Genomic DNA, 25,064 nt, shown 5'->3' on the forward strand with positions numbered 1-25,064 from the left:
TTTCAGAATGACGCATTTTGTTGAGCCAGCCCCGGCAGAGCCAAGCCATGTGCCCAATATGCTGGATGAGTTGCAGGCTGAGCTCAACCAGCGAGCAGCACAAGGGTTACTACGTCATAGACGGGTACTGGAAAGTGCACAGGGTGCTCGCGTCAAGGTTGATGGTGAGCACCTAATTTCCTTTTGCAGCAATGATTACCTAGGTCTGGCAAGTCATCCTGATCTTGTATCGGCCATGAAATCCGCAGCGGATCAGGTAGGTGTGGGTACAGGCGCCTCACATCTGGTGACCGGGCATCAGCTCATGCATGACAGGCTGGAGCAGCAACTTGCCAGCTTGATGAAGTTGCCCGCGGTATTGTTGTTCACCACTGGCTATATGGCCAATCTTGGTATTATCACTGCACTGGTTGGGCGTGGCGACGCTGTATTTGCTGACAAGCTCAATCATGCTTCGTTAAACGATGCCGCTGTCTTATCCCGCGCGGATTTACATCGCTATCCGCATAATGATCTGGCCGCGCTTGAAAGCCTGCTGGCGAAAAGCACAGCCAAGCGAAAACTCGTTATCGCTGATTCTGTATTCAGTATGGACGGCGATATTGCGCCTGTGCCTGCATTGCTCGCTTTGTGCGAACAGTATGATGCCTATCTGATGCTGGACGATGCCCATGGCTTTGGGGTGTTGGGCGAAAATGGACGTGGTGTGCTGGAACATTTTCATCTGTGTTCTGAGCGAGTTATCTATATGGCAACACTGGGCAAAGCTGCTGGTGCTGCTGGTGCTTTTGTGGCGGGCGAGCAGGTGTTGGTGGATTATCTGCTGCAAACATCCAGACCCTACATTTATACCACCGCGAGTCCCGCCCCTGTGGCTGCTGCCGCGCTGGCGGGTATCAAGCTGATTGAAACCGATAGTCAGCGTCGCCAACATCTGCATGCATTGATCAAGTTATTGCGCGATGAATGCAGATTGCAGCGCTGGCAGTTGATGCCCTCTGACACGGCCATACAGCCCATTATCGTTGGCGGCAATGAAGAGGCTCTGGCAGCGAGTGGGCGCTTACTTGAAGCGGGGATTTTGGTGCCTGCCATTCGCCCCCCAACCGTGCCCAAGGGCACTGCGCGTTTACGTATTTCACTGTCAGCCGCACATACAGTGGCTGATGTGCGTCATTTAATTGCTGTATTACAGAAAGCGGAATCGGCATGAGCCAACTGCATATGCACATCACCGGCAGTGGGCGCCCGCTGGTATTGATTCATGGCTGGGGCATGCATGGTGGTGTGTGGCAGCCTGTTGTCAAAAAGCTGGCTAAACATTTTGAGCTGCATATTGTCGATCTGCCCGGCATGGGGTTCAGCCAGGATATTTCGGCTGAGAGTTTGCCAGGCATCATTCAGGCATTGTTGCCGCAATTGCCAGCAGAAGCGGATGTCTGTGGCTGGTCACTCGGCGGGCTGGTCAGCATGAACCTTGCACTAACACAGCCTCAGCGAGTCCGGCGCCTGGTACTGGTGGGCAGCACCCCTCGTTTTATAAATACTGCTGCTGATTCTCAGCATCCCTGGGTAAATGGGATGGCTGCCGCCGTGTTTGAAAAGTTTGCCCGGCAAGTGGGAGAGGATTACCAGACGACGTTGCTGAAATTCCTCACCTTGCAATGCATGGGCGCCTGTGATGCCCGTGCGACAATCAAACAATTACGTCTGGCGCTTGCTGAACGCCCAGTACCTTCTGCCAGCGCTCTGCAACAGGCGCTCAATGTCTTGCTGGATAATGATCTCAGGGCGCAGGTGGCATCCCTGCAGCAGGAAACGTTGCTCATCCACGGTGATAGAGACACGCTGGCTCCTGTGCAAGCGGCTAATTGGCTGGCTCAGCACTTACCTGCTGCCCAGCTACGCGTCATTGCCGGGGCTGGCCATGCGCCATTTCTCTCTCATGCTGCACAGTTTGTCGAGTCCCTCACTGAGTTCCTGCAAGCTGAACAGCCGCGTCATTTTTCAACACCTGAGCTGACAGCATGATGGATGAATATCAGATAGATAAAGCCCGGGTGCGGGCTTCTTTCCATCGTGCAGCAGATAGCTATGATGCTTCTGCCATCCTGCAGCAGGAAATTCGAGACCGCATGTTTGAGCGGCTTGACCTGATCAAGCTCAAACCCGCGACCATTCTGGATGCTGGATGTGGCACTGGGCATGCCAGCCTGGCGCTCGGCAAGCGCTTTAGTGGCAGCCAGGTGTTATCACTGGATATCGCACTGGGCATGTTGCAGAAAACCTTGGCCCAACAGCCCTTATTCAAACGCATTCTCGGTCTCAACCGCGCAGCAGCCATTTGTGCCGATATTGAACAATTACCGTTGGCTAACGCCAGCGTCGATCTGGTATGGTCCAACGTGGCGATTCAATGGTGCAATGATCTGGACCAGGCGTTTGGTGAAATGCATAGAGTATTGCGCCCTGAGGGCCTGGTGATGTTCAGCACCTTTGGGCCTGATACCCTCAAGGAATTACGTGCTGCATCCAGCACCGATCCTGCCCATGTCCATGTCAGCCGCTTTATTGATATGCATGATATCGGCGATGCGCTGGTGCGTGCCGGTTTCAGTGCACCAGTGCTGGATGTGGAGCGTTTTGTGCTGACCTATGACGATGTCATGTCCGTCATGCGAGACCTGAAAGCCATTGGCGCCCACAATGCCGCGGCAGGCAGACCCCGTGGCCTGCTGGGGCGAGGGTTTTTGCAAAAGCTGACAGCAGCTTACGAGCAGTTTCGCAGCGAGGGCAAGTTGCCCGCCACTTATGAAGTGGTGTATGGACATGCCTGGAAACCAGCGCATAGCAAGACCTCAGGCGTTTCTACCGTAGAGTTCCATCCCAAAAAGCGTAGTGTATGAAGCGTGCTTTTTTTGTAACCGGCACCGATACCGGCGTAGGCAAGACCATGATCAGCAGTATGCTGGTACGCCAGTTTGCCCAACGAGGTCTTCGTAGCACCGGCATGAAGCCAGTGGCCTCTGGCTGTGAATGGCACAATGGGCAACTGGTCTCAGAAGATGTCACGCAACTGCTGGCTGCAAGCAATGTGGATTTGCCTGTGTCAGATATCAATCCCTACGCTTTCGAGCCTGCGATTGCCCCGCATATTGCCGCCAAACAGGCCGGTGTGCAGATAGATCTGAGCAATATCAAGGCTGCCTTCGAACGTCTGCAGGCTAATGCGGATGTCGTGATTGTCGAAGGGGCTGGTGGTTTCTATGTGCCACTGGATGATCAATATGATATTGCTGACTTGGCCGCGCACTTAAGCTTGCCAGTGATCTTGGTCGTGGGTTTGCGGCTGGGGTGTATCAACCATGCCTTGCTGACTGCAGAAGCCATCACACGGCGCGGCCTGACATTGGCAGGCTGGGTGGCAAATCAGGTGGATCCTGAAATGGCGATGCTGGAAGAAAACCTGCACACCTTACACCAGCGTATGCCTGTACCTTGCTTAGGTGTCGTACCTTGGCAGGTACAGGCTCGCATTGATGCTGACATTGATCTCGTTGGAACTTTGGTGTGACGATCCAAATTATCGGGACATTAAGCGATGAAGCAGGACCATCTCGCTAAATGTCATGAATGTATTACTCACATGGCAATTTTTTTGAGTAAGCCGTAAGCCGCTAGATGTGTCGCTGTGGTCTATTTTGTGTATAAAAGAGATTGTTGGATATGGTGTAACACGTCATCAGGCAACAGATAACGTGGTGTTCTGCCGTGTGTTAGCTGGGTGCGAATTTCCGTAGCGGAGATATCCAGGGCAGTAATTTCCTGCATCCAGATACCGCTTTGCGCTTGATCATGTAGTTGCTGGGTACTTGTCAGGGTATGCAAGTGTAGGAACTCATGCAGGCTTGCGTTTTCTATCGCGAGCGTTGCACCCGGGCGGGTGGCAACGACGATATGCGCAAACTGCAATAACCCCTGCCAGCGATGCCAGCGCGTGATGCCAGCAAAAGCATCCAGTCCCATGAGTAAACAGAGTCTGGCACTGCCTTGCAATTCTTTGTGCAGAGATTGCAGGGTGTCTATGGTGTAGGAGTAACCTTCTCGTGTCAGCTCCCTTGTATCCAGCTTGAACAGGGGGTTATCGGCAATGGCAAGGGATACCATTTCGGCACGCTGGGATGCCGAGGTCATGGGTGGGTCGCGATGCGGCGGGTTGGCAGAGGGAATGAAGCGAACTGCTGCCAGCTTTAAAGCATCCGCCAGTTCTTGTGCCATACGTAGATGGCCGAAATGGATGGGGTCAAAGGTGCCACCCATCACGCCAATGAGTGGCACTGGTTTGGGAGATGTTGTTGCCTTAAGCGTCATTCCTGCAAGATGGAATTGGATGCATCAGGCTCTGACCTGGCCATCGCCAAGCACAATATACTTGAGGCTGGTGAGGCCATCCAAACCGACGGGGCCGCGCGCATGCAGCTTGTCAGTGGAGATGCCGATTTCAGCCCCCAAGCCATATTCAAAGCCATCAGCAAAGCGCGTGGAGGCATTGACGATGACGCTGCTGGAATCCACTTCGCGCAGGAACTGCCGCGCATGTGTGTAATTCTCGGTAACGATGGCTTCCGTATGTTGTGATGAATATTTGTTGATATGGGCAATCGCTTCGTCCACATCCGCCACCACCTTGACCGAGATAATGGCCGCCAGGTATTCAGTGTAATAGTCTTCCTCGGTGGCTGGCCTGGCTGCTGGCACCAGCGCCTGTGTTTCTGCACAGCCACGGATTTCCACGCCTTTTTCCAGCAACATGTTAGCTAGCAGCGGCAATGCCTCAGCTGCAATACTGCGGGCGACCAGTAGCGATTCTGCCGTGTTGCAGGTGCCCAGGCGCTGCGTCTTTGAGTTTTCCAGTATGCGTATCGCTTTGTCCAGGTCTGCGCCTGCATCAACATACACATGGCAATTGCCATCCAGATGCTTGATGACAGGGATGCGGGCATCGCTGGAAATACGCTCAATCAAGCCCTTGCCACCACGTGGCACAATCACGTCCACATAGTCTTTCATAGTAATGAGTTCGCCCACGGCGGCACGGTCTGTGGTGGCGACTACCTGAACGGCAGCCGCAGGCAAGCCAGCCGCTGCCAGGCCCTCATGCACCAGTGATGCCAGCACCTGGTTGCATTGTATGGCCTCTGAGCCACCGCGCAGGATGGCGGCATTGCCGGACTTGATGCAAAGGCCTGCTGCATCTGCCGTGACGTTAGGCCGGGCTTCATAAATAATGCCGATCACACCAAGCGGTACCCGCATCTTGCCGATCTGGATGCCGGAAGGCCTGTACTTGAAGTCTGACATTTCACCAATAGGGTCGGGCAGGGCTGCAATCTGCTCCAGGCCTTCAGCCATGGTGTGTATGCCTTTTTCTGACAGGATCAATCGATCCAGCATGGCAGGTTCCAGGCCGTTGTGGCGTGCGGCTTCAAGGTCTGCATGGTTGGCTGCAAGCAGTGTGGAATGTTCGCGGCGTATAGCGGCGGCAATCGCGCGTAATGCCTGATTCTTGGTTTCTGTGCTGGCCTTGGCCATGGCGCGTGAAGCGGCGCGGGCCTCAATGCCCAATTGCTGCATATAGTGTTTGATGTCGTCCATTTCCTGCCTTTACTTTCTACCGATACGCGCGAGGCCGAAGCATAGTCGTGAAATCTCCAGCCAGGCATCATTATGCATCAGGCCTTTGGCGGCCTTGTCGATTTCAGCCAGCTTCTGCAGAGCAGCCTCCAGCTGACGCATACTCAATCGAGACAACGCGCGCTTGACCTGGTTCTGCCTGTCGCCATAAATTCGCGCTTGCTGCATGGCACTGGTGACATTGCTGCCTTGCGATTCAGCAAACTTGACTTTGATCAGCCCACGCAAAGTCCATCCCAGTGCGCTCATTACAGCGACTGGCTGGGCACCTTCGTCGCGCAGGCCATGCAGGATACGTACTGTACGCTCGCTATCACCTGTCAGTACGGCTTCGCCAAGCTGGAATGCATCATAGCGCGATACGTTGAGTACGGCCTCGCGTACGCTTTCACCATTCAATGCACCTGCGGGGAACAATAATGCCAGCTTCTGGATTTCCTGATGGGCTGCCAGCAGGTTGCCTTCCACCTGGTGGGCGAGAAACTCCAGTGTTTCCCGGTCGGCCTGCTGTTGTTGCAATCCCAGTCTTGCAGATATCCATTGCGGCAATTGGGCTGGATCCACTTCCAGCAATGCCAGCGATACGCCGGCATTTTCGAGCGCGCTATACCAGGCGCTATTTTTACCATCCTTATCCAGCTTGGGCAGAATCACAATAGTGACGGTGTCCTCCGCGGGATGCTCAGCCAATGCCTGCAAGGCTTTGCTGCCATCTGTGCCAGGCTTCCCGGATGGAATGGCGATTTCCAGGATACGGCGGCTAGCAAACAAGGAAATGGACTGGCCAAAAGCGGCAATCTGCTGCCAGTTGAAGTTGCGCTCTACTACCAGACTGCTACGTTCGTCATGGCCTGCCGCGCGCGCTGCTGCGCGTATTGCATCCAGGCATTCGCGTTGTGCCAGAGGCTCATCGCCCATCAATATGTAGAGTGGGCGTAAGCCCTGGCTTAAATGCTGGGCAAGTTGCTGTGGCTGTAACCTCATTCCACCGTATCGTCGTCTAGCGTCTTGAGATCAGCAGCACGTGGTTTACTCTTGTCTGGACGCTGTACCACCAGGCGGCGCAGCAGCTCGCGTACGGCATCATCCTTCATGTCGTTGTACAAGCGCTCCTGCTCTAGCTGCTTGGCGAGCAGTTGTGAATCATCATAGGTGATTTCACGTCTACCCTTGATGCTTTGCACATCACCCCAGGTTTCGCTGGAGGGGTCGCGCAAGCGGAAGTTGACTGTGTAAAACAGTTCATATTCACGTACCAGACCGCGTCCGCTCAAGGACAGGATTCGCTGTTCCTGGGCTTCACTCATGATTTCCAGCAGCAAGTCTGCCTGGTCGGCAGAGCTGACGATCTTGACACCGTTGACTGCCACCTGGCGCTTGAATGGCTTGGAGATGGAGATCGTTGGGCCCTGGATATACAGCGTGTTGAACTTGAGGTCTGCGATGCCGCGCATCTTGAATCCGCAAGCGGTCAATGCCAGCAATAAAGCGATCAATATCAAGCGGGTGGCGCGCATATGCATGTTTTATCCTACAACAATATTAACGAGTTTGTTGGGCACGACAATAATCTTGCGTACGCTACCTTCTGCCAGGTATTTCTGCAGACTTTCTTGCTGGACTGCCAGTGCTTCAATGGCGGTTTTGTCTAGGGTACGCGCCACCGTCATGCTGCCGCGCAATTTGCCATTGACCTGTAGCATCAGCTCAATTTCATCCTGCACCATGGCGGCCTTGTTGGCCACTGGCCAGCGTGTGTCCAGCAGGTGACTGCCAGGGCGTAACTCAGTCCAGAGCGTGTGGCTAATGTGCGGTGCGATAGGCGATAGTAGCAAGACCACATTTTCCAGGGTTTCCTGGCGAATGGCGCGTGTAGTGCCGTCGTTACCTTCCAGCTTGGCATAGGCGTTCATCAGCTCCATGACCGCCGCGATGGCGGTGTTGAAAGAGTGGCGACGGCCATAGTCATCGCTGACCTTCTCAATAGTCTGGTGCAACTGCCGACGGAAATTCTTGAGTTCAGCTGACAGTTCACCTGTGGCAAAGGCCGCGACGATGCCGGATTCCACATGGTTGGTGACAGCGGTCCATACACGTTTCAGGAAGCGATGGGCACCTTCCACGCCAGCATCAGACCATTCCAGGCTTTGCTCAGGTGGAGCGGCAAACATCATGAACAGGCGGGCGGTGTCGGCTCCATAGCTGTCGATGAGTTGCTGTGGGTCTACGGTATTGCCCTTGGACTTGGACATTTTGCTGCCGTCTTTGAGCACCATGCCCTGGGTTAATAGGTTGCTGAATGGTTCGTCATGCTTGATCAGCCCGACATCGCGCATCAGCTTGTTAAAGAAGCGCGCGTAAAGCAAGTGCAGGATTGCATGTTCAATACCACCAATATACTGGTCTACTGGCAGCCAGTAATTTGCACGCTCGTCGACCATGCTTTTGTCTGCGTCAAAACTGGCATAACGGGCGAAATACCAGGAAGACTCGACAAATGTATCCATGGTGTCGGTTTCACGGGTTGCTTTCTCGCCGCAACTTGGGCAAGTGGTGTCATAGAAGTTGGGATCCTTCTTGATCGGCGAACCTACGCCATCCATGACCACGTCTTCGGGCAATACCACGGGCAATTGATCGGCAGGCACAGTGACTTCACCGCAGCTGGGGCAATGCACGATAGGAATCGGGCAACCCCAGTAGCGCTGACGGGAGATGCCCCAGTCACGCAAGCGGTATTGGGTGCGTTTTTGTCCGAGGTCCTTTCGGCTCAGTGCCATGGCAATCGCATCGGTGGCCTTGCTGAAATCCAGTCCATTGAATTCACCGGAGTTGAACAGGATGCCGTGCTCGGTATAAGCCTGGGATAAAGGTAACTCCAGTTCTGCATGCGCAGGCTTGATGACCGCTTTGATGCTTAAGTTGTATTTACCGGCAAATTCAAAATCACGCTCATCATGTGCTGGAACGGCCATCACTGCGCCTTCGCCATAGCTGATCAAGACATAATTGGCTACCCATACCGGCAGTTTTTCACCAGTGAGTGGATGCTGGACAAAGAGACCGGTGGCCATGCCCTTCTTCTCTGCAGTGGCGATGTCAGCCTCAGCCACGCTACCACGTTTGCATTCATCAATGAATGCCTGTAACTCAGGGTTGTTTTTTGCCGCCTGACTGGCCAATGTATGCTCTGCTGCAACGGCTACATAAGTGGCGCCCATCAGTGTATCTGGACGGGTAGTGTAGACCTTGAGCGTGCCATTACCCTCAGCCAGGGGAAACTCAACCTCACAGCCATAGCTCTTGCCTATCCAGTTGCGTTGCATGGTCTTGACCTGCTCTGGCCAGCCATCTAGCTGATCCAGGTCATTCAGCAGTTCATCGGCATAGGCGGTGATCTTCATGAAGTACTGGGGAATGTCACGCTTTTCTACCAGCGCGCCTGATCGCCAGCCACGACCATCAATTACCTGTTCATTGGCCAGCACGGTCTGGTCCACCGGGTCCCAATTGACGGTGGCGGTTTTCTTGTAGATCAGGCCTTTTTTATACAGCTCGGTGAACAACCATTGTTCCCAGCGATAGTAGTCTGGTTTACAGGTGGCGATTTCACGGTTCCAGTCTACTGCCAGGCCCAGGCTCTTCAGCTGCCCCTTCATGTATTCAATGTTGCTATAGGTCCAACTGGCAGGCGCGACATTGTTCTGGATGGCAGCATTTTCCGCAGGTAGTCCAAACGCGTCCCAGCCCATGGGCTGCATGACATTGAAACCGCGCATGCGGTGATAGCGGCTCAGCACGTCACCAATGGTGTAGTTGCGCACGTGCCCCATATGCAGCCGACCTGAAGGGTAAGGGAACATGGACAGGCAATAATATTTGGGTTTATCGGACTGCTCGGTGGCAGCAAACGTTTGGTTAGATTCCCAGTATTGCTGAGCCTGTTGTTCGATGTCGCGGAATGGATACTGCTGCTGCATGGTGGGTCAGACGTCTTTTAATTTTAAAAAGAAAATTATACCTGAAGCTGCGTGAATTGCTGTGTGTGCCAGTATTTCAGCGCTGGGAATAAGCAAGGTAGGGGGAATGGAATCTTGGGGCGAGGTTTATAGTTGGTAACAATTGGTCACAAATTTTCACTGTGATTAAACTAAAGATTTCCTTGATAGCGTCGTTGGTTAAGGAGCTAACTAAAATTTTAGCGAATCTTGCGAGGTGCTGAATTTACCTAGCTTACCGGTCAGCTAGATGAATTCAATGAGCAGAGTGTTTATTAATCAAGGGGGAGTTTATGCTGGGTCAGCAATCAATAGAGGTGCTCGCATTTAAGCTGGGGCAGGAACATTACGGTATCAATATCCTCAGCGTTCAGGAAATTCGTGGATATGACAATGTCACGCAAATTGCCAATACGCCTGACTTTATCAAGGGCATTGTTAATCTGCGTGGCATTATCGTGCCGATTGTGGATATGCGGATTCGGTTTGGGCAGTTGAATCCTGAGTATGATCAGACCACCGTTGTGATAGTACTGAATCTTGAAGACCGGGTGATTGGCATGGTGGTGGACAGTGTATCTGATGTGATTGCACTGGATGCCAGCCAGATCAAGCAACCACCTGAGATGGGGGTGATGCTCGATGTGTCTTTCCTTCTAGGGATTGCCAGTGTGGATGAGCGGACATTGATGCTGCTGAATATAGAGAGGCTCATGGCAACGATTGCTTTGGGCGTAGTTGATAAAGCGGCTGCCTAACTAAGAATAAAGATCATGTCATTATTGGGGGTGTAAGTAGTATGAAGTTTTCAAATCTAAAAATTGGAGTTCGACTGGGCGCAGGTTTTGCTGCGGTCTTGTTATTAATGGCGATTATGGTGGCGACCGGACTAAGCCAACTTGCAGTAGTGGGTAACACGGCAAGAAAAATGGCACAAGAAGAGCTGGTGAAGGAAAGAATTGCGGCGGAGTGGACATCCAATGTAAAGCAGAATGGCATCAGGACACTGGCTGCGTTAAAAACTCCAGACCAGAAAATGCTTGAAATGTATCAAAACCAAATTAAGGAAACCCTGGCGCTGAATGTGGATCTCATGAAAAAGCTTGAGGTCATGCTGAACAACCCTGAGGGTAAGGCTAAGTTTGCTGATACCGAAGAAAAAGCCAAGAGCTTCTCTGCGGTGCGAGATGAGTTGTTAGCAATGCGAGGCTCTGGTGTAGATACTGCAGTGATAGATCGCCGTGTAGAGTCTGAATTTATCCCTGCACGCCAAGCCTATTTCGATAGCATGAATGCCTTGGCGCAGTTTGAGCGTGAAGTGATTGACGATGCTGGTGAGGAAATTCAGCGCGTCAAAAATTCCAGCAGCATCATTTTCCTGGTGCTGGGTCTTGTGTCCCTGGTGCTTGGTACTTTCTTTGCTTGGCGCCTTTCCTTGGGGATCACACGCCCACTATCAAAAGCAGTAAATGTTGCAGAAGCAGTGGCAGCGGGCGATCTGACTACTACAGTGACAATAGACTCCCGTGATGAGATAGGTCAGCTGCAAGGAGCGCTCAAGGCTATGAATGACAACCTGGCGAATATTGTTGGTGAGGTACGTAATGGCACTGACACCATTGCCACGGCATCCAGCGAGATTGCGACTGGCAATCTGGACTTGTCTTCTCGGACCGAAGAGCAGGCAAGTTCCCTTGAAGAGACCGCTTCTGCCATGGAAGAATTAACCTCAACGGTTAAGCAAAATGCTGACAATGCGCGCCAGGCCAATCAATTGGCTGTATCTGCTTCAGGTGTGGCAGTACAGGGCGGTGAAGTGGTGGAGCAAGTGATTAGCACCATGAGTGCCATCAATGAATCCTCCAAGCGTATCGCCGATATTATCAGTGTCATCGATGGTATTGCCTTCCAGACCAATATTCTTGCGCTCAATGCCGCAGTTGAGGCTGCCCGTGCCGGAGAGCAAGGCCGCGGCTTTGCTGTGGTCGCTACAGAGGTGCGTAGCCTGGCCCAGCGTTCTGCCAATGCTGCCAAGGAAATCAAGACATTGATCGGTGATTCTGTGGCGAGCGTAGATGCTGGTAGTCGGTTGGTGGAGCAGGCCGGAGCCACCATGAGTGAAGTGGTGAGCAGCGTGAAGCGTGTCACCGATATTGTGAGTGAGATCAGTGCCGCTAGCCAGGAGCAAAGTACAGGGATTGAACAGGTCAACCAGGCCATCATGCAAATGGATGAAGTCACCCAGCAGAATGCAGCCCTGGTGGAAGAGGCAGCTGCCGCTTCTCAATCCTTGCAGGATCAGGCAGCCAATCTTGCACAGGCGGTCAGTGTGTTCAAGATCAGTGGCTGGCAGCCCAAGACTACTGTTAAATCTACGGTGCGAGCCAAACCTGTGAGCCCCAGCAAGCCAAGGTCTGTAAAGGTTGAGCCTGCTCGTCCCAAAGCCGCTGCAGTGAGCCCGGGGAGTAGTGGGTCTGCTGCTGTCTCAATACCTGCTCTTGCGGGGTCTGGTGACGACTGGACTGAGTTTTAATCAGTATATGCAATAAAAAAGCCGGGCTAAACCCCGGCTTTTTTATTGGGAGTGTAGGCTGTCTTTAAGATAAAGCCCTGGTTTTATAGTGGTATTTCTCAAACCTTCATGCCCCATTTCAAATAGTGCCTCATCCATTCGGATTGTGTGCCCATTCCTGTCTATCAAGTTATGACTGAGAAGGTCGTTGATATGCATGCAAGCGCTTATTTCTTTCGTACAGCAGTTAAAACATCAATCACGAAATGGCTTGCATCAAGTGCTCTGGAAATACACCGGGATACAAGGGGTTTTACTGTTTGTAGATATGTATTGCGGAGTGATGAGGGTGAATGTCTTGATGATAGTCATTGAGGGCTGATCCTGGTCACAGCTTATCCGATGCTAGAGCCGATAAATCTCCAGTACAGCTACACATCATCTTTTGAAGGAAGATTGCTATGAGATGGATTTACGATTTAAAAGTCAGCAACAAGCTGATACTGGGGTTTGTATTTGTACTGGCTTTAACCAGTATTTTAGGGCTGTTTTCTATCATGCAATTAAGGACGGTGAATCAGGCATCTACCGATATTAGCGAGAATTGGTTACCCAGTGCCGAGTTCACGCTGGAAATGAAGGCCATGTTGGGGCGAATGCGTGTTCAGGAACTGCAACACATCCTGTCATCCAGCGAGGATGAATATTCGCGCTATGAAGCGCAGTTTGATAAGTTTTTAAGTGAGTTCCAGACCAGCATGAAACGCTATGACGGTGTGGTGAGCGAGCCCAGGGAAAAAGAGCTTCTTCCCAAGATTAAGAGTGAATTTGAGCTGTACATGAGCGAGCACGGAAAGATTGTGGCGCTATCCAGAAATAACCAGAATGATGAGGCACGTACTTTATTAAGAGGCAAGTCATTTGAGATGGTCAATCTCATTAATGATCAGGTGGATGAGTTAGTCAATTTGAATACCCTGGGCGCGCAACATGCGAGCGAAATGGCGGTGTCCACCTATGACACAGCCAGGATATGGATCATTGTATTGCTCATCAGCTGTGTGACGCTGGGCTTGGTATCGGCGGTATGGATAGCAAGGATGATCGCGGAACCATTGCTGGTCGCCGTTAATATTGCCCAACGTGTTGCTGGCGGTGACTTGACTGCCCAAATTGAAGTGACATCGAAGGATGAAACCGGGGAACTCATGAAGGCGCTCAAGCTGATGAATGACAACCTCTCCAATATTGTCGGGGAAGTGCGAAGTGGCACCGATACGATCGCCACGGCGTCCAGTGAAATTGCCACTGGTAATCTGGATCTATCATCGCGTACTGAAGAACAGGCAAGCTCTCTGGAGGAAACGGCTTCCGCAATGGAGGAGCTGACTTCTACCGTGAAGCAGAATGCTGACAATGCCCGCCAGGCTAACCAGCTTGCGGCTTCTGCTTCCCAGGTGGCAGTACAGGGTGGCGAGGTGGTGGATCAAGTGATTTCGACCATGGCGGCTATTAATGAGTCATCCAAGCGCATTGCCGATATTATCGGAGTGATTGATGGCATTGCGTTCCAGACCAATATCCTTGCCTTGAATGCCGCGGTTGAAGCGGCACGTGCGGGTGAGCAAGGGCGTGGTTTTGCTGTGGTGGCGACAGAAGTGCGCAGTCTGGCACAACGCTCAGCCAATGCTGCCAAGGAAATCAAGAGCCTGATTGGCGATTCGGTGGATAGCGTCAGTGCCGGAAGCAAGCTGGTGGAGCAGGCTGGTTCTACCATGAGTGAGGTGGTGAATAGCGTGAAGCGCGTCACCGATATTGTGAGTGAAATCAGCGCGGCCAGTGAAGAGCAAAGCACCGGCATTGAACAGGTCAACCAGGCCATTATGCAAATGGACGAAGTAACGCAGCAGAATGCAGCGTTGGTGGAAGAAGCTGCCGCTGCATCACAGTCTTTGCAGGATCAGGCCAGCAGCCTTGCCAGTGCTGTCAGTATATTTAAAATCAATGGCTGGCAACCTAAGGCAGCAGTGGCCGAGGTCGTGAAATCCAGGCCTGTAACCGTAAAAGCGAAGGCAGGCAAGCCGGTGGTGAGCCGTCGTGCAAAGCCTGTTACGCCCTCGACTACTAGCGCTTCTCCGGCATCTGCGGCGATATCAGGAGATGACTGGGCTGAGTTTTAGCTTCTTCAATGCAATAAAAAAGCCGGGGTAAGCCCGGCTTTTTTATTGGTGTTTTTTTATGTTAGGCAAGTGATTGCAGAATGCTTTCGCGAATTTTTCCGACTTCACCCAGTCCGGAAATTCTTACGTATTTGGGGGCATGCTCGCCGCCATTGTTGGCCCAGCTGGAGTAATAGTTCACCAATGGCTTGGTCTGGCTATGGTAAACCTCCAAGCGCTTGGCGACGGTTTCTTCCTTGTCATCTTCACGTTGCACCAGGTCCTCACCGGTCACGTCATCCTTGCCTGCCACTTTGGGTGGGTTGAATACCACGTGATAAGTTCGGCCAGAAGCCAGGTGTGAGCGTCGGCCACTCATGCGTTTGATGATTTCTTCGTCAGGTACATCGATTTCAACTACATAATCGATATTCACGCCCGCTTCCTTCATGGCCTCAGCCTGCGGAATGGTGCGTGGAAAACCGTCAAATAGGAAACCCTGCTGACAGTCGGCATCCTTGATGCGCTCTTTCACTAGGCCAATGATGACCTCATCTGGTACCAGGCCGCCAGAATCCATATAGCGTTTGGCTTCCAGACCAAGCTGGGTGCCTGCATTTACTGCAGCACGCAACATGTCGCCAGTGGAGATTTGCGGAATATTGAACTGTTCCTTGATGAAGGTCGCCTGGGTGCCTTTGCCTGCGCCCGGTGCGCCTAATAGTATGACTCTCATGTGGTCTCCTCTTTTCAATCTGCAATTATATCAGTAGCTATCTATGCGGCCAGGTAATTGGCGATATTGACGAACTCTGCGATGGATAGGTTTTCTGCGCGCAATTGTGAATCCAGTCCCAGTGCGCTAAAGCCTGCATCGTCCAGCAAGCCTTTCAGTGTATTGCGTAAAGTTTTCCGGCGTTGGCCAAATGCGCTGGTGACTATCTTGGCTAATAACGCCTCATCTTTTGCCGGATAAGGCAGGGTGGCAAACGGGATGGCCCTGACAAAAGCAGATTCTACTTTAGGCGCTGGTTCAAATGCCTCTGGTGGTACGGTGATCAGGTATTCCATGTGCAGCCGATATTGCAGCATCACAGACAAGCGGCCATAGCTTGGTGTAGACGGGGCTGCCACCATGCGTTCCACCACTTCCTTCTGCAGCATGAAATGCATGTCGATAATATGCGATACATTGTCCAGCAAGTGGAACAGGATGGGCGTGGAGATATTGTATGGCAGGTTGCCTACGACACGGATGCGGTCACTCACCTGTGTAAAGTCAAACTTCAAGGCATCGCTGTTGTGGATGGTCACTTTGCCTGCAGGATAGACTCCTTGCATCCAGCTAATGATGTCACGGTCTATTTCCACCACGTGCAAGTGATCAAGATGCTGCAATAGTGGTTGTGTCATGGCGCCCAGGCCAGGCCCAATTTCAATCATGATGTCCTGGGACTGGGGGGCAATGGCGTCTATCAGGCTGTTGATAATGGCGCGATCAGTCAGGAAGTTCTGGCCAAACCTTTTTTTTGCGATATGTTTCATGCGGGTTTCCGGCCATGTTGGGCAAGGGTAATGGCAAGGTCTATGGCAGCTAGCAGGCTGCCGATCTCGATGTTGCCGTGTCCGGCAAGATCAAGTGCTGTACCGTGATCAACCGAGGTGCGGATAATGGGCAGGCCCAGCGTGACATTAATGCCGCCGCCAAAACTGGCATGTTTCAATACTGGCAGGCCCTGGTCGTGATACATCGCCAGTACGCAATCGCCTTGTTGCAGATTGTGCTGGGTGAATAAAGTATCGGCAGGCAGCGGGCCTTTGAGTTGCATGCCTTCACTCCGTAATGCCTCCAGCACGGGCGTGATGACATTAATCTCTTCCATGCCCAAATGCCCGCCTTCCCCCGCGTGAGGGTTGAGGCCAGTGACTAGGATACGCGGATGGCTGATGCCAAATTTTGTGACCAGATCGTGATGCAGAATACGGATAGTGGTTGCCAGGCTTTCTTTCGTAATCGCCTGGCTCACCTCTGCCAAAGGTAAATGCGTGGTTGCCAGTGCGACCCGGAGGTTGCCGCCCACCAGCATCATGACAACCTGGGCGCGGGCAGTGCGTTCTGCGAGGAACTCTGTATGGCCCGTGAAGGCAATCCCAGCATCATTAATGATGCCTTTATGCACCGGTGCGGTGACCATGGCATCGAATTCATGGCTGACGCAACCGTCTATGGCACGCTCCAGCGTATGCAATACATATTGCCCATTGCGGCTATCCAGTTGACCTGCCACCACTGGGGCAGCAACGGGTATGTGCAATACGTTCAGCGTATTGTTCCCTTGATGAATGCTGTTATGTCCGCTTTGATAAGGTATGACGGCCAGCGGCAGGCCAAGTTGATGCGCGCGCTCAATCAGCACCTGCTGGTCGGCGATCACGACAATGCTGGCCGCTATCGGAAGACTGGCCAGCATGACACAGAGATCAATGCCTATGCCTGCTGGTTCCCCTGCAGTGAGGGCAATATGCGTCAGAGTGCTCACCGCTTGACTAGTATTTATCTTCCAGGCGGTATTCAACATAGGCGCGATCACGCAGTTCGCGCACCCAGTCCTGGTAGCCCTCATCAGACTTGCGTGCGCGTATTTCCTGGCGTGCCTTGAGACGTGCGGCTTCCTTGCTCATGTCCTGCTTACGCCGCTCCAATACCTGAATGATGTGCCAGCCAAAAGGCGTACGCACAGGCTGGCTGATTTCGTTTGGTTGCAGTGCATCCATGACTTTTTCAAACTGTGGAACCGTGTCTCCTGGATTGGTCCAGCCCAGATCACCACCGTTATTGGCCGACGCATCTTCAGAGAACTGGCGTGCCAGTTCTGCAAAATCGGTACCGTTATCCAGACGTTCCTTAATTGAGCCTATCTTGTGTTCAGCATCTTTCTCTGACACCACCTCACTCAATTTGATCAGGATGTGCCTGACGTGCGTCTGGTCGACTACCAGAGGTGAGCTGCCACCACGGCGGTTCGAGAGTTTAAGGATGTGATAGCCATTGGGACTGCGCAAAATTGCGGTGAGTTGGCCTGCCTGCAAGGGCTGCAGGGCATCTACGAATAGAGAGGGTAGTTGTGATGCGGTTTTCCAGCCCAGACTGCCGCCTTCCAGCGCATTGGGGGCATCAGAATAAGCAGCTGACACTTGGGCGAAATCAGTCCCTGACTGCAGCGCTTTCAACGCGGTTTCAGCCTTGGCCTTGAGTTTCTGCAACTCTTCCGGGTTCCCTTCTTCCGGGGCACGTATCAGGATATGTGAAATCTCGAATTCATCCTGAATATCATTGCGCGATGACTGGGTGGTCAGGTAATTATCAATTTCAGACTCTGTGACATTCATGCGATTGTCAACTTCACGCTCGCGCAGGCGGGCCAAAATGATTTCATTCCGAATGTCTTCACGGAATTTTCGATACGGAATGCCTTCTGTTTCCAGTGCTTTCCTGAACTCGCCAGCACTGAGTTTATTTTGCTCAGCGATACGTTCTATCGTTTTATCCAGTTGTGCGTCATCGACACGCAATCCAGTTTGACTGGCGTATTGCAACTGCAGTCTGTCGTTAATCAATCGCTCCAGAATCTGCTTTTCCAGCACTTCTCGCGGAGGTAGTTGTGTGCCTTGCTTTTCCAGCTGGGCAGTCACGGTTTGAATGCGATCAGCCAGTTCTTTTTCCGTAATGACGGCTTGGTCAACGATCGCCACAATCCGGTCTATCTTGGCGACTTCTGCCGCCGCCATGGCCTGGCTGCTGCTAATGGATAGGGTGATGAGGGCAAAGAAAAGCTTTGCCAGTGCTGTTATAGAGAGATTGCGCATAGGGTAATTACTGGTAGGAGTCCGGAATCAGGCTGGAGCTAGTATAGCCGGGAATGGCTCGGTTAAGAAGTTTTAGCGGATTCTGCCCGATAGAGGCCAGGCCGCCCAGCTCAAGTTGGAAATAAAGCGCATAGTTGGCATCAGCCGTCGCGGTGGATACCCGCTGCATCACGGTTCTGGCCTGCCAGCACCCAGCGTCGTATTCCAGCCCGGCAATACCTTCAATCGGTTGGTTTTCACGCAGGGAGTAGTTCCAGCGCCCCAGACCATACCAGCCTTTGCCAAGAGGCCATTGCCCAGATAAGTTGATTTGCTCCAGCCGGTCTTCTGTATAACGGTAGCCGATATTCAGCGTTTTGCCCGGTTCAGGGTTATAGCGCGCACTGATGTTGTTGCGCACATAGACATTGCGATCGGTGTTGTACTGGCCAAAGATGTCGATGTTCCAGTTGTTGAGCAGACGTGCAGTGATTTCACCGATGATGTCCGAGGTGTCACCGGAACGTGGTGTGGCGCCTGGCAGGTAGACTTTTTCATCGGCAAAGTAATAACGTTGCCCTAGGGTAAAGGCCATACGCTGTTCACCGGTTTTCTTGCTCACAAGTCTGCTGGTGACTGCCATGGTTACTTGGTTGGCATTGTTGATACGGTCATTACCGGTAAACTGGTTTTCGATAAATAGCGAGCCCATATTCAAGTCAGCCAGGCTGGAGTCATACACCGGAATCGATGACTGGTCGCGATAGGGAATGTAGGTATAGTACAAGCGCGGTTCCAGCGTTTGCGTATAGCGATTCTTGACGATGCGTACATCGCGGTCAAAGTAGAGGCCACTATCTACACTGAAGATGGGCAGGTTACGACTTTGTGATTCGTAGAAGCCTGAGCTGGCAATGCCATTCCGATCGGTTAGCGTAAAGTCGCCGTTATCCACCTGGTAACTGGTATGGTGCAGGCCGAGTTTGGGCGTGATATAGCCATAAGGACGTGCCATCGGCAGGCTGATGCTTGGGTAAGCCACCAGACGCTTGCCTGTCACCAGTGTATTCAGCGTGCCGCCAGAGAGAGTGGCTTGTGTACTGACGGCATTGGAATCACGATCAAAATTGGCCCATTGGGTCTGCAGGTTGACAGTGAATGGACCCCAGTCATCATTGGCTGCCAGGGTTAATTGCGGCAAGCGCTGCAATGGGTAGTTCAGGCCATCCAGTGTCTGGAATTTTTGTACCAACGCATTGAAGTTCCAGATGTCATCCGTGTAATTGACGTAAGCCTGTTGTGGCAGGTTCACACGGCTGGTGGTGACAATGCGGGTGGACATTTCAGAAAAGTATTTGTCGTCCGACACTTTTTCCAGGTTGTAGGCTGCGGTCCAGCCATTATGGAAATCGTGCAAATGTGCAAACTTGGCGTAGTAACGGTTTTCACCGCTGCTGGTATCGCTGGGCAGGTACTCTAAATTGGCAGTACCACGATAGTTTTCATTGAGGTAACGGAACTCACCTTGGTACTGCAGGCCACGTTTACTCAAGTAACGGGTAGCAACAGTGGCATCCATATCGGGCGCAATATTGATGTAGTAGGGTGTCAGTAACTCGAAACCGCTGCGGCTGGTGGTGCCCCAAGTAGGAGCAAGCAGGCCCGATTTTCTCTGGTTAAGGAAGGAAAAGTCTATCCAGGGCGTATATAGAATGGGCACACCCTTGAACTCAACGCGGGCATTACGGGCAGTCCCGGTCTTGGTGTAATCATCCAGCTGGAGTTCTTTGGCTTTCACGTACCAATCATCAGAGCCCACTTCACAGGTAGTGTAACGAGCACTCTTGAGCCGCTTGTGATCTGGACCTTCAAATACCACACCTTTGGCATCGCCGCGGGAGGCTCCCTGTTTACGGCTAAGCCCGGGGGCATAACCACTGTCTTCAATATTCTGTTGCGTTAAAGATTGATTGGTTCCGGCGGTGTTGTATGAGGTTAAGGCGTTATCCTGATCGCGGTTGTTATCATTTTTACCCATGCCAAATTGCGGCATATTGGCAAACTGGGTGTCCAACACGAAAGTAGGCTGTTTCATCTCACCCACGCTCTCGCTGGGTTTGAGACGCAATTCTGGCCCCATCATTTTTCCGCCCTTGGTTTCCAGGCGCACATTGCCCAGAACGTGCAGCTCTTCGTTCTGTACGTCATACTCTATGGTGTCACCGTAGACCTTCTCCTGGCCCGTCATCAGCGAGGCATTGCCAATCGACTTGAGTTTTCTGTCCAGGTAAACCTCTAATTTGTCCCCTTCAATCACAATGTTGTCGGGGTTGCTTTCTGCATCAGCTTCCGGTGTGGTACTGTCTGTCGGAACGCTGGCGATAGCGGGTTCTTCTGCATGTGCTGAGCCGAAACTTAAGCAAACTATTGCAACGAGGAAAGTAATCGGACGAATGTTCACAATGTATGTTTGTAAAGGGAGGAGTGGGCGCGTGTTTCTTTTATGGATGATAAAATCGCATAAATTCCTGCTTTAAGCAATCCATAAATAAAGTGCAGTGTAGCTTTGTTGTTGAATTTAAAAGAAGTTTAAATTTCCCCTGGTGAATTTTTACCGGGTTTTATCATTATTAAAGAAGGTTCTTACTGTTGGTGTCGCGCCTTGAACAATTAAATGAGTGGTTGGTAACTACGCTGGAGGGGAAGACTTTCTCCCTTGCTCCAGCTTCTGCAGATGCCAGTTTCAGACGGTATTTCCGTGTCTCGCTCGCTGATGGAGTCACACTGATCGCCATGGATGCACCCCCTCCGCAAGAGGATTGCCGGCCTTTTGTCCATGTGGCTGACGTGTTTGCAGCCGCTGGGTTGCATGTGCCTAATGTACTGGCGATGGATCTGGAACGAGGATTCCTGTTGCTGGATGATCTTGGCGATACTACTTATCTGCAATCGCTGAATGATGAGACTGCAGATGGTTTGTACCGTGGCGCCTGCCAGGCATTGATCCAGTTGCAATCTGCAAGCAAGCCGCAGGAGTTTCCACCTTACGATGAAGCCCTGCTTACGCGGGAAATGCAGCTATTTCCCGACTGGTACATCAGCAAGCATCTTGGGTTGATCCTGACGGACAAGCAGCAGGCGGTGATCCAGCAGGCATTTGCCTTGCTCAACCGTAATATCCTGGCGCAAGGGCAAGTATATGTGCATAGGGATTATCACTCTCGTAACCTGATGGTATGTGAGGATAACCCCGGTATTCTGGATTTTCAGGATGCCGTCTATGGCCCGATTACCTACGATCTGGTGTCCTTGTTCAAGGATGCTTATATTTCGTGGGAAGAGGACAAGGTGCTGGACTGGCTGATTCGCTACTGGCAAGGCGCAAAACAGGCAGGTCTGCCAGTCCCAGAGGATATTGGGGATTTCTACCGTGATTTCGAGTGGATGGGCGTGCAACGTCATCTGAAGGTGCTGGGGATATTTGCGCGTCTTTATCACCGGGACGGTAAAGAAGCTTATCTCAAGGATATGCCATTGGTGATGGATTATCTGCGCCGCGCCTGTGCGCGTTACATCGAACTGCGGCCATTGGTGCGACTGCTTGACGAAATACATGGCGTTCCCCCGCAACCGGGGTTCACTTTCTGATGAAAGCCATGATACTGGCTGCAGGTCGGGGTGAACGCATGCGTCCATTAACTGACCATACCCCCAAGCCTTTACTGGAAGTGGGTGGCAAGCCCCTGATTGTCTGGCATCTGGAGCGCCTGGCGGCTGCAGGATTCAAGGAAGTGGTCATCAATCATGCTCATCTGGGCAGCCAGATTGAGGCTGCACTGGGGAACGGAAGCTGCTGGGGCCTGTCCATCCGCTATTCGCCAGAGCAGGAGGCGCTGGAGACGGCAGGAGGCATTGCCAATGCCTTGCCTCTGCTGGGTGATGCGCCTTTCCTGGTGATCAACGGTGATGTGTTTGCTGATATTGACTTTGCCCATTTGGTGAATGTCTTGCCCGAGGTGCAACTGGCATACCTGGTATTGGTGGATAATCCGCCACAGCATGCCAACGGCGATTTTAGTTTTGACCAGGGAAAGCTCTTGCTGGAAGGCAGCAATCGCCTGACGTTCTCAGGCGTGGCGGTATATAGACCGCAGCTGTTTAACGGCATTATGCGTGGCCAAGTAGCCAAGCTGGCACCCCTGCTTAAAGAAGCCATCATGCGCGAACAGGCCGGCGCTGAATATCACCCTGGTATCTGGCACGATATAGGCACGCCAGAGAGGTTGCAGGAGTTGGATCGGCAATTACTTGCTTGATCAACATCATATTGATTATCTAGTGAATGAATGAGTCACCTAACAGCATGAGTCAGATAGAAGAATTTCGCTTACGCAGGCAGCAATTAGCCCGGCAAATGGGCAGGGGGGCCGCCTTGATTCCGACAGCCCCAGAAGCCATCAGAAATCGGGATAGTCACTATCCTTATCGTTTTGACAGCTATTTTTATTACCTGACTGGCTTTGATGAGCCAGAGGCCTTGTTACTGCTGATCGCTGGCGAGCACCCCAGAAGCATCTTGTTCTGTCGTGACAAGGACATGGAGCGAGAGATCTGGGATGGTTTCCGCCATGGTCCGCAAGGTGCGCAATCCACGTTTGGATTTGATGAAGCGTATCCCATCAGCCAGCTTGACGAAATGGTTCCCAAGCTCCTGGGTAATCAGCCCAAGTTGTATTTCAGTCTGGGGGCGGATGCGGCGTGGGATCAGCGCGTCACAACCTGGTTGCAGCAATTAAGGGCACAGGGGCGTAGTGGTATCAATGCACCGGCTGCCATCGTGGATGTCAGGCAATTGCTCGATGAGATGCGACTGATCAAGTCGCCGGCCGAGCTTGATGTCATGCAACGAGCGGCAACCATTACCGCCAATGCCCACAAGCGCGCCATGTTGGCAACCAAGCCAGGCATGATGGAATATGAAGTCGAGGCCGAGGTATTGCATGAATTTTATCGCCATGGCAGTCGCGCGCCTGCTTACACCTCTATCGTGGCAGGCGGCGCCAATGCCTGTGTGCTGCATTATGTCAGCAATGCGGCGCGCCTGAATAATGGCGAGTTATTGTTGATTGATGCTGGATGCGAGTTGGATGGTTACGCCGCAGATATTACCCGGACGTTCCCGGTGAGCGGCAAGTTTAGCGCAGCACAAAAGGATCTCTACGAGCTGGTACTTGCGGCGCAGTATGCTGCGATTGAGCAGGTTAAGCCAAGCCAGCATTGGGATGCACCGCATGAAGCCGCGCTTGAGGTATTGGTTCGCGGGTTTATCGATCTTGGTTTATGCCAGGGCAGCGTAGAGGCGGTGATTGAGTCGGGCGATTACCGGCGTTTTTATATGCATCGTACAGGCCACTGGCTGGGCTTGGATGTGCATGATGCGGGTGAGTACAAAGATGCCAGTGGTGACTGGAGAAGCTTGCAGCCCGGTATGGTGTTGACGGTCGAACCCGGGTGCTATGTGCGACCAGCAGATAATGTGCCTGAGTGTTTCTGGAATATTGGTATCCGGATTGAGGATAACGTTGTCGTCATGGCCCATGGTGCTGAGGTGATCACCGCTGCGGCACCGAAAACGGTTAATGACATCGAGCAACTGATGGCTGAAGCAGGCGTGTCATGAGCACTACACAATATGCCGATATCCTGATTGTAGGCGGAGGTCCCGTGGGTTCTACACTGGCCTTGGCATTACAGAATCAAGGAGTGGCAGTGACTGTCTTGGAGGCTAGGGAGCAAGGTGCTTCACATCTGGATCAACGTGCTCTGGCCTTGTCCTATGGTAGCCGCTTGATATTGGCGCGACTGGGACTATGGACTGAGCTTGAACCTGAGGCTACCGCGATCAACACGATTCATGTATCGCAGCGCGGCAGCTTTGGCCGCACTGTGCTCAAGGCCGAGGAACATGACCAGCCAGCCCTCGGTTACGTGTTGTCTTATGGTGCCTTGAGCGCTGCACTGGACAAGGCTTTGTTAGGTTTTCCTCAGATTAAAGTGGTGTATGGTGCCGAAGCGACTGCTATCAATCCTGCTTCAGATGCTGCTAATGTCAGCTACCTGCATGAAGGCGTGGTGTATGAGCAGCAGGCTGGATTAGCAGTACTCGCAGATGGCGGGCGTAGTTTGGGAGATATTCCAGGATTACAACGGGAAACCAAGCATTACGGGCATGATGCTCTGGTAACCAAGGTACAGTGCGAGTTGCCACACGATAATATTGCATATGAGCGTTTTACGGCTGCTGGGCCGGTAGCTTTATTGCCGAATGGAGATCGTGATTTTTCACTGGTCTGGACCGGAAAAGCAGACGAGGTGGCCAAGCTGCTGGAGCTGGAAGATGAGGTATTTTTGCATGCCTTGCATGAGCATTTTGGGGATCGAGTGGGGCAGTTTCTCAAGGTAGGCAAGCGCTTGAGTTTTCCTTTGCGTTTATCTTATCTGAAGACGGTAACTGCTCCGCACCTTGCCATCATTGGTAATGCCGCGCAGACCATGCACCCGGTGGCCGGTCAGGGGTTTAACGTGGGTATGCGTGACGCCTGGGAGTTGGCGCAGATACTGGCTGATACTGATTCATTAGCGTGGGGTTGCGATGCCATGCTCAACGCTTATCAAGCCAGTCGGCAAGCGGATACTCGTAGTGGCTTGAAGTTTACCGATTTTCTCGTCAATGTCTTTTCCAACGATATGGTTGGATTGCGCAGTGTCCGTGCTTTGGGCCTGGGTCTGCTGGATATCGTACCCATCGCCAAAAATCGCCTGGTGGGCAAAATGAGCTTTGGGCCGAGAGGTTGA

General features: G+C 52.4%; 21 protein-coding genes. 11 read left to right on the plus strand and 10 right to left on the minus strand.

The features are described 5' to 3' along the window. Positions 1 to 7: 7 nt before the first annotated feature. From bioF to bioD, 4 genes are read left to right on the plus strand one after another with little or no spacing between them, the layout of a single operon-like run. Positions 8 to 1,213 carry an 8-amino-7-oxononanoate synthase gene (gene bioF / locus LG201_RS13920; RefSeq protein WP_404809750.1) on the plus strand — a complete coding sequence of 402 codons (1,206 nt, stop codon included), beginning with the start codon at positions 8 to 10 and terminating at the stop codon, positions 1,211 to 1,213. Continuing rightward, complete coding sequence (bioH, locus tag LG201_RS13925) at positions 1,210 to 2,031, plus strand: pimeloyl-ACP methyl ester esterase BioH (protein WP_226772805.1); 822 nt, start codon at positions 1,210 to 1,212, stop codon at positions 2,029 to 2,031. The genes bioF and bioH overlap by 4 nt, the downstream gene beginning before the upstream one ends. Next, positions 2,028 to 2,906 carry a malonyl-ACP O-methyltransferase BioC gene (gene bioC / locus LG201_RS13930; RefSeq protein ID WP_226772806.1) on the plus strand — a complete coding sequence of 293 codons (879 nt, stop codon included), beginning with the start codon at positions 2,028 to 2,030 and terminating at the stop codon, positions 2,904 to 2,906. The genes bioH and bioC overlap by 4 nt, the downstream gene beginning before the upstream one ends. Next, the gene (bioD, locus tag LG201_RS13935; RefSeq protein WP_226772807.1) at positions 2,903 to 3,574 is read left to right on the plus strand and encodes a dethiobiotin synthase; all 672 of its coding nucleotides are present in this window, start codon (positions 2,903 to 2,905) and stop codon (positions 3,572 to 3,574) included. Before bioC ends, bioD begins: the two co-directional genes overlap by 4 nt. A 122-nt stretch (positions 3,575 to 3,696) precedes the next feature. Here the strand turns inward: bioD and nadD are convergent, their stop codons facing one another. The 5 genes from nadD to leuS are packed head-to-tail and all read right to left on the minus strand — an operon-like array spanning position 3,697 to position 9,674. Further along, positions 3,697 to 4,371, minus strand: coding sequence for a nicotinate-nucleotide adenylyltransferase (nadD, locus tag LG201_RS13940; RefSeq protein WP_226772808.1), 675 nt, complete (start codon positions 4,369 to 4,371; stop codon positions 3,697 to 3,699). Between the two features lie 24 nt (positions 4,372 to 4,395). Further along, entirely contained in the window at positions 4,396 to 5,655 is a 1,260-nt protein-coding gene (locus tag LG201_RS13945; RefSeq protein ID WP_226772809.1) for a glutamate-5-semialdehyde dehydrogenase, read from the minus strand. Positions 5,656 to 5,664: 9 nt separating this feature from the next. Beyond that, positions 5,665 to 6,678: a DNA polymerase III subunit delta gene (gene holA / locus LG201_RS13950; protein ID WP_226772810.1), complete on the minus strand. Its 1,014-nt coding sequence runs from the start codon at positions 6,676 to 6,678 to the stop codon at positions 5,665 to 5,667. Beyond that, positions 6,675 to 7,217 (minus strand): LPS-assembly lipoprotein LptE, encoded by a 543-nt coding sequence (locus tag LG201_RS13955; RefSeq protein ID WP_226772811.1) that lies wholly within the window; start codon positions 7,215 to 7,217, stop codon positions 6,675 to 6,677. Before LG201_RS13955 ends, holA begins: the two co-directional genes overlap by 4 nt. Before the next feature lie 3 nt (positions 7,218 to 7,220). Next, positions 7,221 to 9,674 carry a leucine--tRNA ligase gene (leuS, locus tag LG201_RS13960; RefSeq protein ID WP_226772812.1) on the minus strand — a complete coding sequence of 818 codons (2,454 nt, stop codon included), beginning with the start codon at positions 9,672 to 9,674 and terminating at the stop codon, positions 7,221 to 7,223. 311 nt (positions 9,675 to 9,985) lie between these two features. Here leuS and LG201_RS13965 point away from each other — a divergent pair, with 311 nt between their 5' ends. The 3 genes from LG201_RS13965 (at position 9,986) to LG201_RS14450 (ending at position 14,384) form a co-directional block, all read left to right on the plus strand. Beyond that, a complete protein-coding gene (locus LG201_RS13965) occupies positions 9,986 to 10,450 on the plus strand; it encodes a chemotaxis protein CheW (protein ID WP_226772813.1) in 465 nt (154 codons plus the stop codon). 41 nt (positions 10,451 to 10,491) lie between these two features. Then, positions 10,492 to 12,225: a methyl-accepting chemotaxis protein gene (locus LG201_RS13970; protein ID WP_226772814.1), complete on the plus strand. Its 1,734-nt coding sequence runs from the start codon at positions 10,492 to 10,494 to the stop codon at positions 12,223 to 12,225. Between the two features lie 440 nt (positions 12,226 to 12,665). After that, positions 12,666 to 14,384: a methyl-accepting chemotaxis protein gene (locus tag LG201_RS14450; protein WP_319006059.1), complete on the plus strand. Its 1,719-nt coding sequence runs from the start codon at positions 12,666 to 12,668 to the stop codon at positions 14,382 to 14,384. Between the two features lie 61 nt (positions 14,385 to 14,445). On the opposite strand, the gene adk is transcribed toward LG201_RS14450, so the two are convergent. Genes adk through LG201_RS14455 form a run of 5 tightly spaced genes read right to left on the minus strand, consistent with a single transcriptional unit; the run spans position 14,446 to position 20,670 of the window. Further along, the gene (adk, locus tag LG201_RS13985) at positions 14,446 to 15,099 is read right to left on the minus strand and encodes an adenylate kinase (RefSeq protein ID WP_226772815.1); all 654 of its coding nucleotides are present in this window, start codon (positions 15,097 to 15,099) and stop codon (positions 14,446 to 14,448) included. 41 nt (positions 15,100 to 15,140) lie between these two features. Beyond that, positions 15,141 to 15,908, minus strand: coding sequence for a 16S rRNA (adenine(1518)-N(6)/adenine(1519)-N(6))-dimethyltransferase RsmA (gene rsmA, locus LG201_RS13990; protein ID WP_226772816.1), 768 nt, complete (start codon positions 15,906 to 15,908; stop codon positions 15,141 to 15,143). Further along, a complete protein-coding gene (pdxA, locus tag LG201_RS13995; protein WP_226772817.1) occupies positions 15,905 to 16,942 on the minus strand; it encodes a 4-hydroxythreonine-4-phosphate dehydrogenase PdxA in 1,038 nt (345 codons plus the stop codon). The genes rsmA and pdxA overlap by 4 nt, the downstream gene beginning before the upstream one ends. Further along, positions 16,911 to 18,230, minus strand: a complete 1,320-nt coding sequence (locus LG201_RS14000) for a peptidylprolyl isomerase (protein WP_226772818.1) — start codon at positions 18,228 to 18,230, stop codon at positions 16,911 to 16,913. The genes pdxA and LG201_RS14000 overlap by 32 nt, the downstream gene beginning before the upstream one ends. Before the next feature lie 7 nt (positions 18,231 to 18,237). Then, a complete protein-coding gene (locus LG201_RS14455; protein ID WP_226772819.1) occupies positions 18,238 to 20,670 on the minus strand; it encodes an LPS-assembly protein LptD in 2,433 nt (810 codons plus the stop codon). A 191-nt stretch (positions 20,671 to 20,861) separates the two neighbouring features. Here LG201_RS14455 and LG201_RS14010 point away from each other — a divergent pair, with 191 nt between their 5' ends. Genes LG201_RS14010 through LG201_RS14025 form a run of 4 tightly spaced genes read left to right on the plus strand, consistent with a single transcriptional unit; the run spans position 20,862 to position 25,064 of the window. Continuing rightward, on the plus strand, positions 20,862 to 21,857 hold the full coding sequence (locus tag LG201_RS14010) for an aminoglycoside phosphotransferase family protein (RefSeq protein WP_226772820.1): 996 nt from the start codon (positions 20,862 to 20,864) through the stop codon (positions 21,855 to 21,857). Beyond that, entirely contained in the window at positions 21,857 to 22,525 is a 669-nt protein-coding gene (murU, locus tag LG201_RS14015; RefSeq protein WP_226772821.1) for an N-acetylmuramate alpha-1-phosphate uridylyltransferase MurU, read from the plus strand. The genes LG201_RS14010 and murU overlap by 1 nt, the downstream gene beginning before the upstream one ends. 47 nt (positions 22,526 to 22,572) lie before the next feature. Next, positions 22,573 to 23,889, plus strand: coding sequence for a Xaa-Pro aminopeptidase (gene pepP, locus LG201_RS14020; protein ID WP_226772822.1), 1,317 nt, complete (start codon positions 22,573 to 22,575; stop codon positions 23,887 to 23,889). Continuing rightward, positions 23,886 to 25,064 (plus strand): FAD-dependent oxidoreductase, encoded by a 1,179-nt coding sequence (locus tag LG201_RS14025; protein WP_226772823.1) that lies wholly within the window; start codon positions 23,886 to 23,888, stop codon positions 25,062 to 25,064. The genes pepP and LG201_RS14025 overlap by 4 nt, the downstream gene beginning before the upstream one ends.

Origin of the sequence: Methylobacillus gramineus (genome assembly GCF_020532675.1) — a bacterium.
In the GTDB taxonomy this organism is placed as follows: domain Bacteria; phylum Pseudomonadota; class Gammaproteobacteria; order Burkholderiales; family Methylophilaceae; genus Methylobacillus; species Methylobacillus gramineus.

What these genes read in the sequence shown, in the direction of transcription:
- leuS (WP_226772812.1), bottom strand. Translation starts at nt 9,674, where the DNA reads ATGCAGCAGCAGTATCCATTCCGCGACATCGAACAACAGGCTCAGCAA.
- bioD (WP_226772807.1), top strand. Translation starts at nt 2,903, where the DNA reads ATGAAGCGTGCTTTTTTTGTAACCGGCACCGATACCGGCGTAGGCAAG.
- rsmA (WP_226772816.1), bottom strand. Translation starts at nt 15,908, where the DNA reads ATGAAACATATCGCAAAAAAAAGGTTTGGCCAGAACTTCCTGACTGAT.
- LG201_RS13970 (WP_226772814.1), top strand. Translation starts at nt 10,492, where the DNA reads ATGAAGTTTTCAAATCTAAAAATTGGAGTTCGACTGGGCGCAGGTTTT.
- pdxA (WP_226772817.1), bottom strand. Translation starts at nt 16,942, where the DNA reads ATGTTGAATACCGCCTGGAAGATAAATACTAGTCAAGCGGTGAGCACT.
- LG201_RS14450 (WP_319006059.1), top strand. Translation starts at nt 12,666, where the DNA reads ATGAGATGGATTTACGATTTAAAAGTCAGCAACAAGCTGATACTGGGG.
- nadD (WP_226772808.1), bottom strand. Translation starts at nt 4,371, where the DNA reads ATGACGCTTAAGGCAACAACATCTCCCAAACCAGTGCCACTCATTGGC.
- bioF (WP_404809750.1), top strand. Translation starts at nt 8, where the DNA reads ATGACGCATTTTGTTGAGCCAGCCCCGGCAGAGCCAAGCCATGTGCCC.
- bioC (WP_226772806.1), top strand. Translation starts at nt 2,028, where the DNA reads ATGATGGATGAATATCAGATAGATAAAGCCCGGGTGCGGGCTTCTTTC.
- murU (WP_226772821.1), top strand. Translation starts at nt 21,857, where the DNA reads ATGAAAGCCATGATACTGGCTGCAGGTCGGGGTGAACGCATGCGTCCA.
- LG201_RS13965 (WP_226772813.1), top strand. Translation starts at nt 9,986, where the DNA reads ATGCTGGGTCAGCAATCAATAGAGGTGCTCGCATTTAAGCTGGGGCAG.
- bioH (WP_226772805.1), top strand. Translation starts at nt 1,210, where the DNA reads ATGAGCCAACTGCATATGCACATCACCGGCAGTGGGCGCCCGCTGGTA.
- LG201_RS14000 (WP_226772818.1), bottom strand. Translation starts at nt 18,230, where the DNA reads ATGCGCAATCTCTCTATAACAGCACTGGCAAAGCTTTTCTTTGCCCTC.
- LG201_RS13945 (WP_226772809.1), bottom strand. Translation starts at nt 5,655, where the DNA reads ATGGACGACATCAAACACTATATGCAGCAATTGGGCATTGAGGCCCGC.
- LG201_RS13955 (WP_226772811.1), bottom strand. Translation starts at nt 7,217, where the DNA reads ATGCATATGCGCGCCACCCGCTTGATATTGATCGCTTTATTGCTGGCA.
- pepP (WP_226772822.1), top strand. Translation starts at nt 22,573, where the DNA reads ATGAGTCAGATAGAAGAATTTCGCTTACGCAGGCAGCAATTAGCCCGG.
- holA (WP_226772810.1), bottom strand. Translation starts at nt 6,678, where the DNA reads ATGAGGTTACAGCCACAGCAACTTGCCCAGCATTTAAGCCAGGGCTTA.
- LG201_RS14025 (WP_226772823.1), top strand. Translation starts at nt 23,886, where the DNA reads ATGAGCACTACACAATATGCCGATATCCTGATTGTAGGCGGAGGTCCC.
- adk (WP_226772815.1), bottom strand. Translation starts at nt 15,099, where the DNA reads ATGAGAGTCATACTATTAGGCGCACCGGGCGCAGGCAAAGGCACCCAG.